The organism is Seonamhaeicola algicola (genome assembly GCF_007997385.1).
Taxonomy (GTDB): domain Bacteria; phylum Bacteroidota; class Bacteroidia; order Flavobacteriales; family Flavobacteriaceae; genus Seonamhaeicola; species Seonamhaeicola algicola.
Genome location: NZ_VOSC01000007.1, coordinates 54,274 through 69,021, shown reverse-complemented (window position 1 = coordinate 69,021; position 14,748 = coordinate 54,274). Strand labels below are relative to the sequence as shown.

Below are 14,748 nucleotides of genomic sequence, written 5' to 3'. Positions count from 1 at the left end.
ACTTCTTACAACTAAAAATTAAACTAAAAAGACAAATTATGAATTTAAAAATTAAGCTAACTCTTATTGCGGTATTATTTTTTAATACTGTATTAATTGCACAGGGCGAAATTAAGATTTCGGGCACAGTTGTCTCTGCAGCCGATAATATTCCAATTGCCGGTGTAAATGTTATTGTTGTTGGTACTACAAACGGAACCACTACAGATTTTGATGGTAATTTTCAAATTAAAGTAAAAAAGGGAGCTGCAATACAGTTTTCTTATGTTGGTTTTGTAGCACAAACACGTATAGTTGGTGATCAATCAGTATACAATATTGCATTAGCTGAAGATGTTTCAGCTCTAGATGAGGTAGTTGTAATTGGGTACGGAACTCAAAAAAAATCACATTTAACAGGAGCTATATCTAAAGTTGTAAACGAAGATTTGGGGCAAATTGCAGTAGCTAGAGTAGATGATGCCTTAATTGGTCAGGTATCTGGTGTAAATATTCAAGCTAGTTCAGCTGAAGCAGGAGCAGCACCAACAATAACTATTAGAGGTTTTGGTTCTATTACAGCCGATTCTGGTCCTGCAGTTGTGGTTGATGGAGTTATAGTAGACTCAAGTTTTCTTGGAAATTTAGATATGAATGATGTAGAATCTTTTGAAATTTTAAAAGATGCAGCATCCGCAGCTATTTATGGTAGTGAGGGTTCTAACGGGGTAATTTTAATTACTACAAAAACAGGAAAGGAAGGAAAAACAAAATTCTCATATGATACGTATGTAGGTTACAAACAAGCTTTTGGAAGCGATGATTATAAAAAAAGTGTTGCTGATTGGGCAGCTAGAGAGTTAGCTGCAACAGGGGAACTTTCTGAGCAAACACAATACGCACAAAAGTTAGTTGAAGTTACAGGTATTGATAGAGATTGGCAAGATGTTTTCTTTAATGGAGGTTTTATTCAAAGTCATTCATTATCAGCTAGTGGAGGTACCGATAAAACAAAATTTACAACATCATTAAGATATCTTCATGATGAAGGTGTTGTAATTACTGATGATTTTAAATTATATACAGCAAAACTTAAATTAGATAGTAAATTAGGCAAAAAGTTTAAGTTTGGGTTAAGTGCTACGCCCTCTTATTCAAAAAGAAGAGCATTGCCAACATCAGTTCATAACCCTATAAGGCAATCACCTTGGTTACCAATTTATCATACAGAAGAAACTTTACAATTTATAAATAGAGATGCGTATCCTGATGTTGGTGTGGGCGATTATTTTTATGAAAATCATTTAGTTGAGTTAGATTTAGACGGTAATGGAAGTGATAGCAGACCTCGTACCTCGGGTGATGCTAACCCTTATGCGCAATATGTTGAAAGAGAACATTATGAGTTTAATACAAAACTTTTAGGTAACACATATTTACAATATGAAATTACTGATGGTCTTTTAGCAAAAACATCTTTGGGTGTTACTTTAGAGCAGCGTAAAAGAACAAGATGGGATGGCACAAAGCATCATGCATCAGGAAATAGTAGAGCACAATATTTACTACAAAACAGGTTTAGTACTAGGTTAATATCAGATAATACCTTATCGTATAATAAACAATTTGGTAAACATGAAATTAGTGCTTTAGCAGGTTTAACAATTCAAAACAGAAGAGCAGAATTTAGTCAATTAACAGGTACAGGATATACCAATGATTTACTTAAAAATTTACAAGGAGCTACTACTGTTGTTGCAGATGGAGAATACACAACTGTACAAAACAAAATAGGTTACTTTGGTAGACTTTCTTATGTTTTTGCAAATAAATACTTAATAAACGCATCGTTTAGACGTGATGGGAGTTCAGTTTTTGGTAGAGATACTAAATGGGGTAATTTCCCAGCAGCTTCTTTAGGTTGGAATGTACATAACGAAGATTTTTTAAGTGAAAGTGATGTTTTAAGTAAATTAAAACTTAGAATTAGTTACGGTCTTACAGGTACTGAAAGATTTAGTGTTGGTAATGATTTAATTAATTCATGGCCTTATTTAGCACAATTAAATAATACTAATGCCATTGTTAATGGCGGAATAACTACTGGGTTTTCACCAACAAATATTGCTAATCAATTATTACAATGGGAAGCTTCAGAAGAGTTTAACCCAGGTATAGATTTTGGATTTTTAAGAAATAGAATTTCAGGATCTTTAGATTATTATGTAAGAACTAGTGATAATTTATTACTAAACACTCCGGTATCATATGTAACTGGTTTTAATACAGGTATAGCTAATTTAGGTAAAGTAGAAAACAGCGGATGGGAATTAGAATTAAGAACTAAAAACATAGCTAATGAAAACTTTACGTGGAATACCACGGTAATAGCTTCTACAAATAAAAACGAATTACTTGATTTTGGTGAGTCTAATGGTGCTTTAACTGAAGACGGATGGGGAAGAAACTCACAATGGATTAATTCTGTTGGTAACCCAATTTCATCTTTTTATGGTTATGTAGTAGATAAAGAATTAGCCAATGAATACTGGGATTCACCATGGATACCAATAAACGGTGTATCTGAAGATGTTATTGTAAAAGATTTGAATGGAGATGGTTTAATTACTGATGATGATAAAACAATTATTGGTGATCCTTATCCAGAAATTGTTTGGAGTGTTACTAACGATTTTAAATATAAAAATTTCGATTTTTCTTTCATGATTCAAGGTAGTCAAGGTGCCGAAGTTAAAAACATAGGAGATCAATATTTCTTTACACATTGGCAAGGTGCAACTTCAGATGAACAAGCCGTTGTTGATGCAGGAATAATACCTGATGCATCATTCCTAAAACCAAGGGTACAAACTAATGATGTTGTAATGAGTGCCGGGTATTTTTCATTAAGAAATGTAAATATAGGTTACACATTACCACAAGATTTTGTAAATAAGTTTGGTGTTACTTCATTAAGGCTTTATGCTACAGGGCAAAACTTAATATATATTACCTCTGATGATTATCATGGATTTAACCCTGAATTTGTTGACAATAATAATACGCCACAATCTTATGGTGCACAAAGAGCAGGTACACCATTGTTCCGTACCATGTCATTTGGTTTAAATGTTAATTTTTAATAAAAGAAAACTATTCGTTATGAAATATATAAAATTTTTAATAGTAGCTATAGCAGGGGTTATGTACATCTCTTGTGATAGTGATGAGTTTTTAAATCCATTGCCAGACGGCGCTGTTGTTGCAGATAGTTTTTTCCAATCAGATGAAGATGTATTGGCAGGTATAATAGGTGTTTATGATGCTGTGCAAGGCGTTAATGAAAACACTCAATCAAGTTCAATTAGGTATAACAGAGGTGTGCAATTAGAATACCTTTTAACTGAGCACCGTTCAGATAATACTAGAAGTAAAACACTTGAAGGCTCAAGAGCAGATTTTCACAGGTATATAGTTGAACCAGAAAATATTCAATCTGAAGATTATTGGCAATCTATGTATGAAATTATTTTTAGAGCCAATAATGTTTTACAATACGTTAATAATGCCGATGCTGTAAATATTGAAAAATATTCAGCTGAAGCTAAATTTTTAAGAGCTTATGCTTACTTTAATTTAGTTAGGTTATATGGTGCTGTGCCTTTAGTAACAACAGTAGTTGGTGCTGAAGACAAGGAGGCACTTTATACAAGAATTGATGAAGTTACTGTATATCAGCAAATAGTATCAGATTTACAAGAAGGTGTTGCAAATTTAGATAACAAATATAAAGCAAGAGCCTCTAAAGCAGCAGCACAGGCATTATTAGCCAAAGTTTACTTAACACAACCAACACGTAATTATGCAGGTGCTAAGCAACTGTGTGAAGATATAATTAATAGCGGTGAGTTTAGTTTACAAAACAACTTTAGTGATGTGTTTTATAATGAATTGAATAGCGAAATCATTTTTGCAATTCAATACCAATCAGGTAACCCAGATGAGAGTCAAGGTTTTTCAGCAGAGTTTACCTCATATAGCCGCCAAGGAAGGCAAGATGGCCTTAATATTGTAAATACAAACCTTGTTGAAGATTTTATGTCTCACGGAGGAAACAGAGGCGCTGCTTCATATGCTGCTTTTGGTAGTGAAGCTGATCTTCCAGATGGAGAACTACCTGAAAATGCCGAAGTTATTAAGTTTTTACCAGATGGTTCTGATATTTCCGATAGAAACGTACCTACTTATGGGGAGTCTCCTGCTAATGCAGGTAACGATTGGATTATTTTACGTTATTCAGATGTGTTACTAATGCATGCAGAAGCTATTATGGAAGATAATGCTACAAACAATAGCAGTGCTATAGATTCTTATATGGAAGTAAAAACAAGAGCAGGTTTTGATCCTATAGCCGATCGTCCTTCAGTTTTAACAAAAGACGCTTTATTAGTTGAAAGACGAGTAGAGTTAGCTTTTGAAAACCACCGTTTCTTTGATTTATTAAGATTAGGTGTAGCTCATGAAATATTAGGTGCTCATGCAGATGAAATGGGATATACTAGTTATAATATTAGAAGGTTACTATTGCCAATTCCGGCAAGAGAAATTAATTTAAGTGATGGTGTTTTAACGCAAAACCCTCAATAAACTTAAAATTTTAAAAAATTATGAAAAATCAATTAAATATTTTTAAAAGTACCATTTTAATGGTGTTTAGCTTATTGCTAATAGCATTGTCGGTTAGTTGTGAAGAAGCTTTCGAGTTTGATTTACCAGAGGCAGGTTCTCAGCCAGATAATGTATTGCCAACAGCAAATTTCACATACATACCAAATGCTGAAAACTTTAAAACTATAGAGTTTAATAACTTATCTACAGAATCTACTAAATTTCTTTGGGACTTTGGTGGAGGAAACACATCTACAGAGAAAGACCCAATACATACATTTCAAGCAGGTGAAGGTGTTTATCAAGTAACATTAACAGCATCTGATGCTAACAATGCAGAAAATACAGTAACTTTAGATGTAGCTGTAGTAGATAAATTTATTCCAATTCCTGTAACTATTTTAAATGGTGATTTTGATGATAGCCAAAACGATTGGAAATTTTCATCATTCACAGGCGGTACAACAAGTCCATTTAACTCAAGTTCCGATGGGTCTTTTACAAACTACGACGGTTCAGATAATGGCGCAAAAACTAAAGGAGCAAAATGGACTAAATCAACTTCAGCAGGCCCATATTTAAGTTCAAATACAAGATATGCGTATCAGGCTATTGTAGTATCACCTTCTGATGATGACCGAGAGGTTAAATATATTTTAGAATATGAGTACGCTATAAAAACACCAGCAGAACAAGCAGGTGTAGCACCTGATGGAAACAGAATTATATCAGAAGTTTTAAATGCTCACTTTGAAGATGGTGCTGATGCTGTAGCTAGCACACCTGTTTCTCAATTTATAGCCGATAAAGCTCTAGGAAAAACATCGCACACAAAAGTGCTACAAGAGTTTAAAACCAATGCTAGCGGAGAAATGGCAATAATGTTTTATGCAGTTACCGATGTAGATGCTTATATAGACAATGTTAAAGTATATCCAGCTGAATAATTAGGCAAACGTTAAACAACAAAAAACAAAGAAAATTATGAATTTATTAAAAAAAGGAATATACGTTTTGTTACTAACTGGCCTTGTGTTTTCTTGTAATGAAGATGATGAAATTACAGCGCCAACTGAAAGTACTAAAGGCACGGGGCTTACTGAAATTACATTTTCAAGTTTTGATGCTGCTCCAGGGCCAGATGCTAATGGTTTAGACGACGGAACTTTTGTAACCGTTAAACCCATTGCCATTGGTATGTCTTCATTTGATATTGATTTTGGAGATGGTAGCCCTGTGGTAACTATTGGCGGATTAGAAACGGCATCACATGATTATACAAATACAGTAGCAGAAGCAGTTTACACCATAACAGTTACCGCAAAATCAAATAAAGGCCTACCTAGTGTTACAAAATCTTTAGATTTAACTGTAGAACATCAAATTACAGATGTAGTTTCAGCACCAGCGGCACCAACTGTAGGCCTAGAAGAAGTTATAGCCATATATAGTGATGGTATTGAATATAACGGAGCTACTATATCTTATAGATACGAACCTTCAGGATTAGACCTGAAAAACGGAAATGCTCAACAAAGTGAAGCTACCATAGCAGGAAATAAAGTGTTACAGTATTCAAGGCTTAGTGAAACAGTAGGAGCATCAATAGCTTTAGATGAAGTTGTAGTTGCAGATGCTTTTGAAACAGGTGTTGCAGCTACACATTTACATTTAGATGTACACTCAACATTTACTACAGGTATTGATAAGTTGAAAATAACTTTAGTAAATGGGGCTACAGAGTACACTTATAATAAGGACTTAACAGATGGTGAGTGGGTAAGCTTAGATTTAGATTTAGCAACAGATTTCTCTTCGCCAGTTGATCAATTTACTGAAATTAAGTTAGAATTAGGAGAAGGAGGTACAGCCAATGATGCAGCAACGCTTAATGTAGATAATGTTTATTTATACAAGCCTGTTACCTCAGTAATTTTAAATGGAGATTTTAATGATAAAACAGACCATTGGAGATTTACAACATTTACTGATGGTACTACAACACCTTTTGGATCAAGTTCTGATGGATCTTGGACAAATTATGACGGATCAGATAATGGTTCTAAAACAGCAGGAGCTAAATGGACGGCAAGTCAGTCTGGAGGCTATTTACAAAATTCAGGTTCAAGGTACGCCTACCAAGCACTTCAGTTAATGCCCAATACAAATTATGTTTTAGAATACCAATATGCAATAAAAGATGATAGTGGAGATGAACCTATTGGAGGTAGAAGAATTGTTGGTTTGATTTTAGATGGCCATTATATTGATGGTGCAGATGCTGTGAATGATATAGATTCTAACTTAGCAAATCACGTAGGAACAATAGCCGAAGGTAAGTTTTCAGATTCTAGACGAGAAACAGTAATGCTTCCTTTTACATCAAATGATAGTGGTGAAGTAGCAGTAATGTTCTATGCTGTAACACCTAAAGATGCTTATATAGATAATGTAAAAGTGTACATACAACCTTAAAACATCTACTATAAATGAATATCCGAAAAGACATATTATTTACAATTCTAATAGTTTTTATATCTGTAAACGCTACCTGTCAAAATCAGGAAGGTAGCGTTTCAGGTTCGGATATAAAAATTGAAAAAAAGAAAAAGAAAAAGAAGATAAGATTACCAAATATAGATTTAAGTCATTGGAAGGTTACATTACCTGTAGCTAATCAAGAAGGTAAACCAGTAGAAATAAGTCCGCCAGAAATATTAAATTTTGCAAGTATAGATGTTGCTAAGCCCTACATGTATATAGATTCAACAAAAGGCGCTATTGTGTTTCATGCAATGCCAACAGCATCTAAAACTCGAAATACAAAATTTACAAGATCTGAATTAAGAGAACAAATGAAACCAGGAGACAATAATGTAAACTGGACATTTGCTGATGGTGCTTACATGCGTGGGAAAATAGCAATGGAAACATCAACAAGGGCATCTAATGGAAAATACCACCGCACTATTATAATGCAAATTCATGGTCGTTTAACAAATGAACAGCGTGATTTAATAGGAGCCGATGATAACAATGCACCACCAATATTGAAAATTTATTGGGATAATGGAAAAATTAGAATTAAAACCAAAGTTCTTAAAAATTTAAGTGCAACCGATACTGAAATTTTACATGAAGATGCTTGGGGTAATGATGAGGGCTTCAATTTTAAAGAAGAAGTAGGGTTTAGAAAATTCACAATAGAAGTAAAAGTATCTGAAGGCAAAATGGTAATAGTTTTAAACGGCAATGAATTTAAGGTTTATGAAAACATACATATGAAAAAATGGGGTGTTTTTGAAAACTATTTTAAAGCAGGAAACTATTTTCAAACAAGAGACAATGGAGCTTTTTCAAAAGTTAGGTTTTATGAATTAGAAGTAAAGCACTAATAATTAATTATGAGGTATTTAAAGCAAACATATTATTTAACAACTACAACAATTTTAGTTTTATTTTTAACTTTAGCTTGTTCTAAAAATGATTCTGATACAGAAAACTTAAATGAAGAGAATCCAATAGATATCATTGACCAAGAGGAAGCAACTAACCAAGACCCTGAACCAGAACAAGAAGAAGCAAATTATATACTGCCAAATATAGATTTAAGTAACTGGAAAGTAACATTACCAATAGGTAAGCCAACAGAGGTGCATCCACCTGAAATATTAAATTATGCTACAAACGAAACATTAAAACCATTTTTTTATAATGATTCTGTAAATGGCGCATTAGTATTTCATACATATCCAAGTGCCTCAACAGCTAATTCATCGTATTCACGCACAGAATTAAGAGAATTAATGAATCCTGAAGATAGGGGTAAAACAAATTGGACATTTAAAGATGGTGGTAACATGAAAGGTAAATTGCAAATGGAAGCTATCTCAAAAGATAGTGAAAATAAATACCACAGAACCATTATTATGCAAATTCATGGTAGGTTAACAGATGCTCAAAGAGATTTAATAGGTGAAGATGACAATAATGCTCCACCAATATTAAAAATTTATTGGAACAAAGGGTATGTTAGGGTAAAAACTAAAGTGTTAAAAAATATAAATGCTACAGAAACAGAAATGTTGCATACAAGTGCATGGGGAGATGATGATGGTTTCACTTTTAAAAAATATGTAGGTTTTGAACCTTTTGAATTAGAAGTAAATGTAGAAGAAGGGAAAATGGAAGTTATTTTAAATAACAATGAAAAAATCATTTATAATGATGAACACATTCAAAAGTGGGGCATATTTGAAAATTACTTTAAAGCAGGTAATTATTTAGCAACAAAAGATGAAGGAGCATATGCAACTTTAAAATATTACGAGCTGGAAGTATCACATTAAAAACAGAGTAAGTGTTAACAATAAGTAGTAAATCTTATTAATAAAAAAAACAGTAAAGGTTATCAACAATTTATAAATTTGTAAATTGGTTAGCCAGTTTAGGTTATGATATTAAACTTATAAAGTAACAAGTCTTTAATAAAAGAAAAAGAGGTGTAAACCAGTTAGCTATTATTACAGGCATAAATTTTTGAAAGCATATGAAGTTAGAAGCAATCACAATAAACGAAAATCATCAAGCGCAAAACGCCATCATAGAAAAAATTCGAGATTTAATAAATTTTAAAAATCTTGAACCAGGTGATAAACTACCTTCAGAAAGAATGTTGGCCGAAAAGTTTGAGGTAACACGCAGCAATGTAAGAGATGCTATTCAAAAATTAGAATTTTATGGCCTATTAAAATCCATACCACAAAGCGGCACTTTTGTAGCCAACATAGGTGTTATAGCTTTAAATGGAATGATAGAAGATATTTTAAGGCTAGATAAACCAGACTTTAAATCGTTAGTAGAAACCAGAATTCTTTTAGAACTTAAAACAGCAAGTTTAGCAGCAACTAGAAGAACTGAAGACGATTTAAAACACATGAAACAAACACTTGATGCTTACACAGAAAAAGTAATGAATAACGAAGATGCTGTTCAAGAAGATTTGTTATTTCACTTAGCAATAGCTAAAGCAAGCGGTAATAGTACCATGAATACCTTAATGTTAACCATAACACCCGAAATTATTACAAATTTTGAAAAATATCATGTTTGTAATGATAATCAGGCGTTTTTAGGAATTCAAGAACATAATGATATTTACGAAGCAATAAAAAACCAACAGCCTGCTTTAGCCAAAGAAAAAATGAAAATTCATTTCAAAGCGCTTTATCAATATTGTTATAATGAATAAAACCAAAAACTGAACTTAGGAGTGCACGCCAAAATTTCAGTTATATAAATATTTTTTACGGAGGGAAGTAAATACCACAAGGTATTTCTTCAAAAAAAAGCAAGATTGATTTTACAACAATTTAGTAAAATCATTAATTAAAAAAAATACAGATTTAACTTACGTTTTTAATGCTGGTATTGCCAGTACAAGAATTTCTTTGTCTGTATTTTAATAAAATAATTAGTAAAACATTAAAACTAAGTGTATGAAATTAAAAGGGTTACGCTGGTGGGTTGTAGGCTTAATAGCCTTGGCAACCATAATAAATTATATAGACAGGCAGTCTTTAAGTGTACTGTGGCCAGAAATAGCAGCAGATTTATATCCTGATAAAACGGCCGATGAGCATAAATCTATTTACGCATATATATCAATTATTTTTGTGTTTTCATATGCTTTTGGTCAAGCCATTTTTGGTAAAATATTTGATTGGGTTGGCACACGTATTGGTTTTGCACTTTCAATAGGTATTTGGTCTATTGCCACAGCACTTCATGCTTTAGCCAAAGGCTTATTAAGTTTCGGGATATTTAGAGGAATTTTAGGTATTGCCGAGGCAGGTAATTGGCCTGGTGCCACTAAAGGAAATGCCGAATGGTTTCCTACTAAAGAAAGAGCCTTAGCACAAGGTATATTTAATTCTGGGGCTGCAATAGGCGGTATAATATCTATACCTTTAATTGCCTATTTAACCATACATTTTAGCTGGCAAGCAATATTTATATTAGTTGGTTTAGCTGGTTTATTATGGTTAATTCCTTGGATGATACTAGTAAAAGCACCACCTAAATCGCACCCTTGGATTACACCTCAAGAAAAAGAATATATCTTAACAGGTCAGAGAAATCAAGATGTTGATAATGATGGTTCTTTTGATGAGGGCTATAATCCTTCTGTTAAAGAGTTACTTTCAAGAAAAGAAAGTTGGGGTGTAATTTTAGCCTCTGCAGTTATTGATCCTATTTGGTGGCTATTTGTTTTCTGGATTCCTATTTATCTTTTTGAAGTGTATGGTATGGATGTAAAAACCATAGGTATTTATGGTTGGGTGCCATACGTAGGCGCCATGTTAGGTGCATGGTTTGGTGGGCTTCTTGCTCAAAATAGAATTAAAGCAGGTTGGACAGTTAATAAAACCCGAAAATTAGTAATAACCATAGGTTGTGTAATAATGCTTCCTGCATTACTAGCAATGGCAAACCCAGGAGCTCCAACAATAGCAGTTATAATAATGGCAATAATATTATTTGGTTTTCAAACCGCCATAGGTAATGTACAAACGCTACCAAGTGATTATTACGGGGGTAAAACCGTAGGTACATTATCTGGTTTTTCTGGTATGGCTGCAAAACTTACAGCATCAGGGTTAACATTTTTAGTGCCCATTTTAACTATGGGAGGTAATTATACGCCCGTATTTATTATAGGTGCTGCTTTGGCTATAATTGCTTTAGCCAGTATTTGGGTTTTATGCGGAACTATAGAACCTCTTAAAGCAAAACGTTGGTTTAAATAATAAAAACAAGTAAATAAAAAAGAATATGAGTAATTTAAATGAAAAAGTAGCAATTGTAACTGGAGCCACAGGTGGTATTGGTTTTCAAGTTGCTAAAAGACTTGGTAAAGATGGATACACGGTAATTTTAAATGGTATTGATGATGAAGCCGGTGCTGAAAGAGTTAAAGAACTAGAAGCTGAAGGAATAAAGGCCGAATATCATGGTTTTGATGTTACAAATGAAGATGCTGTATCATCTAACATAAAAGCTATTGGTGATAAATATGGTAAAATTGATGTATTAATAAATAACGCCGGTGGTTTAGGTGGCAGATCTAGATTTGAAGATATGACTACTGAATTTTACAGGTTTGTAATGGCATTAAATTTAGATTCTACGTTTTTTGCATCAAGAGCAGCCATACCTTATTTAAAGAAAAGTGATAATGCTTCAATTATAAATTATACATCAAATGCAGGTTGGAATGCAGGAGGTCCTGGGGCAGGTATTTATGGCACATCAAAAGCTGCTGTACATACTATTACAAGGGCCTTGGCTAAAGATTTAGCTGAATACGGTATTAGAGTTAATGCAGTATCACCTGGTACAATTGATACTGATTTCCACAAGCAAATAAAATCTACTAAACCTGAAGTTTTTGCCTCATGGAAAAACAACATTATGCTAGGTAGATTAGGTCAACCTGAAGAAGTAGCAGGCGTAGTATCATTTTTAGTAAGTAAAGATGCATCATTCATGACTGCCGAAACCGTTCAAATTGGTGGCGGACAAGGTCTTGGTATTTAGGTGTTATAACATTTTTGGTTAAATTATTATCCTGATTTTAATTTAATAAAAAACCTTCAACGTATATTTTGTTGAAGGTTTTTTACTTTAAAAAGTGTATGTTTTAAACCTTACCAATAACTACAATAGTATCTTTTTTATTAATAGGTGGTGTACCAAGCATAAATAGTATTACGCCATTAGTTTCGGCAAAAATGGTTTCTATAGTATTACCAAAATAATCAGTAATTGTACCAATTTTCATGCCTTGTTTAACATAATCTCCAGATTGTTTTAATGGGTAAAATATACCTTGATGTTTACTTTCTTGAGATACTCTTTTGCTAATAAATTGGTAAGAATTATTGGTTTTAACGTTTACAGATGTATCAACCATTTCAAGTTGATTTAACAAATTTAAAACGCCTGTTTCAATACTATTTATAGCTTCTTTTTCAGATAATCCAAGGCGTCCGCATTCAATATCTACAGCAGGAATACCACGCTTAAATGCTTCTGCAGAACAATATAAACTAGGGTGCTCTTTTTTTAAGTAATCTTTACCATCAGTTTCAAAAACAATAATATAATCAAACCCTAATGCCTTAGCCATGTTTTTACCTATGTTAGATACTTTTGGCATTGTACTGTTAGAATAATAGGCAGCGTATGGCATTAAATCTTCGGGGGCATCACCGGCGTGCATATCTAAGAAATAGTCGGATTTAGCTATCACATTCTTTGTTATAAAATCTGCTATTTTTTCCGTAATTGAACCGTTCTTATTTCCTGGAAATATTCTATTTAAGTTTTTGCCATCTTTTGGGTTTACGTATGGTGAACGCCCTATGAAACTTTCTAAATTAGCTATTTGTACAAGAATAACAATACCTTTTAATGTTTTAGGGTTAATGCTTTTTATTAATTGTTGGCCAGCTAAAATTGGCGGATATTCATAACCATGAACACCCGCTGTAATACCTAATGTTGGTCCTTTTTGAGCGCCACAAAATACAGTTATGGGTATAAACGTAGCATTATCACCGTTTGAAATAGGTATTTTGAAATGTTGTTTAGTACCCCGTTTTATAGTTATTCCGTGAAAGTTAAAAGATGATTGACTAAACGTTAGTTGACTTAAAACAAGTAATATTAGTGTATAAATTGACTTCATGTTATTTAAAAGTTTTTAGGTTTTTAAATAGAGCAAAACCAATTAAAAAAGATGATATTAAAACCAAAGGAACTATGTTTTTTAATAAACTAAAATGCGTTTTAGGTTTAAAAAATTCAGGCTTGTATTTATCAAAATCTACGGTGCTTGGGTGGCGTTCTTCAAAGATTTTAGGATATAAGTCTAAGCGAATATCTTCATGAAATTTTGTAGTGGCATTTAAAAACTCAATATGATTTGTTAAACTGGTTTTAGCAATCTCATTCATAGATAGTTGCAATTGTAATGGCGGAAAAAAGCGTGCTATTTTTTTACTTGCAGCTTCACGCTTTTTTATTTTATTGTACATGGCTTCACGTTCAGGTTGTGAGTCGTCATCACCTAATTGTTGCATGCCGTAATACCATAACCATGTGAAACCTTCGGTAGGGTAGCCGTATGTTTCTAAATGCGGATAGCGCTTGTAAAACCTTTTTAGGGTTTCTTTTTTATCTGTATCCCATTTCTCATGGTATGCGTCTCGTTGTTTAATTACCATTGAAAAAGCTTCTTCAACAGGGTATTTATTACTTATATAATTGCTTACAAGTACGGGTATGAAAACTACCAATAATAACCAACTTGCTAATAAAACTATAGCGTTTGTGCTAGACGATTTTCTTAAAAGAATAACAAAAAAACATAACGCAAACCAAAAGATAAGGTATAAATAACTCATTATAACAATAGACCAAAAATTAGTAGAAAACGGAATTTCCATTACTAGTTTGGCTAGTATAAATAATAAGTTTAAAGCTATAAACACAAAAACAAACCGAATAAATAGTTTAGTAACTAAATATTTAAAAGCAGATTGTGCTTGAATGGTTATCATTTTCCAAGTACCTGTTTCTTCTTCTTCTGATAAAATATTGAAATTTAGAGCAATAATTATTAAAGGAAATAAAAAAATGATTAGAAAACTCATATCTAAATTTCCTACCTGTAAACGCATTGGGTTTATTAAATCGGTATTGTGTTTTTGGCCCTCTAAAGCAACAATGTTAACACTTTGTATATGTGAGTTTAAATCACTTTGTCCAATTGAAATGCCCGATAAAGCATCAACAGGATTTATAAATGCAAATTTTAAATAGTAGGTTAGGTAAGCAATATCATCTTTATGATATTTTTTTTGAGTTTCTAAATGTTTTTTCTGGTGCGTTATAGTTTTTTGTACAGCTTTAGTTTGGTGCTCTAAAAATTGTTTACCAGTGCTTATGCTTAATACGCCTAAAAACATAAGAATACCAAAGGCTAACCATACAGTTTTTGATAAGAAAAATTGTTTTATTAATAAGGAATACACG

11 protein-coding genes are annotated in these 14,748 nt (G+C 32.7%); 9 read left to right on the top strand and 2 right to left on the bottom strand.

Annotated elements, in window-relative coordinates:
* Window positions 1–38: 38 nt before the first annotated feature.
* The 9 genes from FUA26_RS02000 (at window position 39) to FUA26_RS01960 (ending at window position 12,246) form a co-directional block, all read left to right on the top strand.
* Window positions 39–3,122, top strand: coding sequence for a SusC/RagA family TonB-linked outer membrane protein (locus FUA26_RS02000; protein ID WP_147130922.1), 3,084 nt, complete (start codon window positions 39–41; stop codon window positions 3,120–3,122).
* A gap of 19 nt (window positions 3,123–3,141) precedes the next feature.
* Window positions 3,142–4,626, top strand: coding sequence for a RagB/SusD family nutrient uptake outer membrane protein (locus FUA26_RS01995; protein ID WP_147130920.1), 1,485 nt, complete (start codon window positions 3,142–3,144; stop codon window positions 4,624–4,626).
* Between the two features lie 20 nt (window positions 4,627–4,646).
* The gene (locus FUA26_RS01990) at window positions 4,647–5,594 is read left to right on the top strand and encodes a PKD domain-containing protein (RefSeq protein WP_147130918.1); all 948 of its coding nucleotides are present in this window, start codon (window positions 4,647–4,649) and stop codon (window positions 5,592–5,594) included.
* Window positions 5,595–5,631: 37 nt separating this feature from the next.
* A complete protein-coding gene (locus tag FUA26_RS01985; protein ID WP_147130916.1) occupies window positions 5,632–7,122 on the top strand; it encodes a hypothetical protein in 1,491 nt (496 codons plus the stop codon).
* A 14-nt stretch (window positions 7,123–7,136) separates the two neighbouring features.
* The gene (locus FUA26_RS01980) at window positions 7,137–8,042 is read left to right on the top strand and encodes a polysaccharide lyase family 7 protein (RefSeq protein WP_147130914.1); all 906 of its coding nucleotides are present in this window, start codon (window positions 7,137–7,139) and stop codon (window positions 8,040–8,042) included.
* A gap of 9 nt (window positions 8,043–8,051) precedes the next feature.
* Entirely contained in the window at window positions 8,052–8,996 is a 945-nt protein-coding gene (locus FUA26_RS01975; RefSeq protein WP_147130913.1) for a polysaccharide lyase family 7 protein, read from the top strand.
* Between the two features lie 200 nt (window positions 8,997–9,196).
* The gene (locus FUA26_RS01970) at window positions 9,197–9,898 is read left to right on the top strand and encodes a FadR/GntR family transcriptional regulator (protein WP_147130911.1); all 702 of its coding nucleotides are present in this window, start codon (window positions 9,197–9,199) and stop codon (window positions 9,896–9,898) included.
* Window positions 9,899–10,145: 247 nt separating this feature from the next.
* Window positions 10,146–11,456 carry an MFS transporter gene (locus tag FUA26_RS01965; RefSeq protein ID WP_147130909.1) on the top strand — a complete coding sequence of 437 codons (1,311 nt, stop codon included), beginning with the start codon at window positions 10,146–10,148 and terminating at the stop codon, window positions 11,454–11,456.
* 25 nt (window positions 11,457–11,481) lie between these two features.
* Entirely contained in the window at window positions 11,482–12,246 is a 765-nt protein-coding gene (locus tag FUA26_RS01960) for an SDR family NAD(P)-dependent oxidoreductase (protein WP_147130908.1), read from the top strand.
* 103 nt (window positions 12,247–12,349) lie between these two features.
* On the opposite strand, the gene FUA26_RS01955 is transcribed toward FUA26_RS01960, so the two are convergent.
* Together FUA26_RS01955 and FUA26_RS01950 are read right to left on the bottom strand one after the other, a co-directional pair.
* Window positions 12,350–13,399 carry a succinylglutamate desuccinylase/aspartoacylase family protein gene (locus FUA26_RS01955; RefSeq protein ID WP_147130906.1) on the bottom strand — a complete coding sequence of 350 codons (1,050 nt, stop codon included), beginning with the start codon at window positions 13,397–13,399 and terminating at the stop codon, window positions 12,350–12,352.
* Window position 13,400: 1 nt separating this feature from the next.
* Window positions 13,401–14,747: a DUF3526 domain-containing protein gene (locus tag FUA26_RS01950; protein WP_147130904.1), complete on the bottom strand. Its 1,347-nt coding sequence runs from the start codon at window positions 14,745–14,747 to the stop codon at window positions 13,401–13,403.
* Between the last annotated feature and the right edge of the window lies 1 nt (window position 14,748).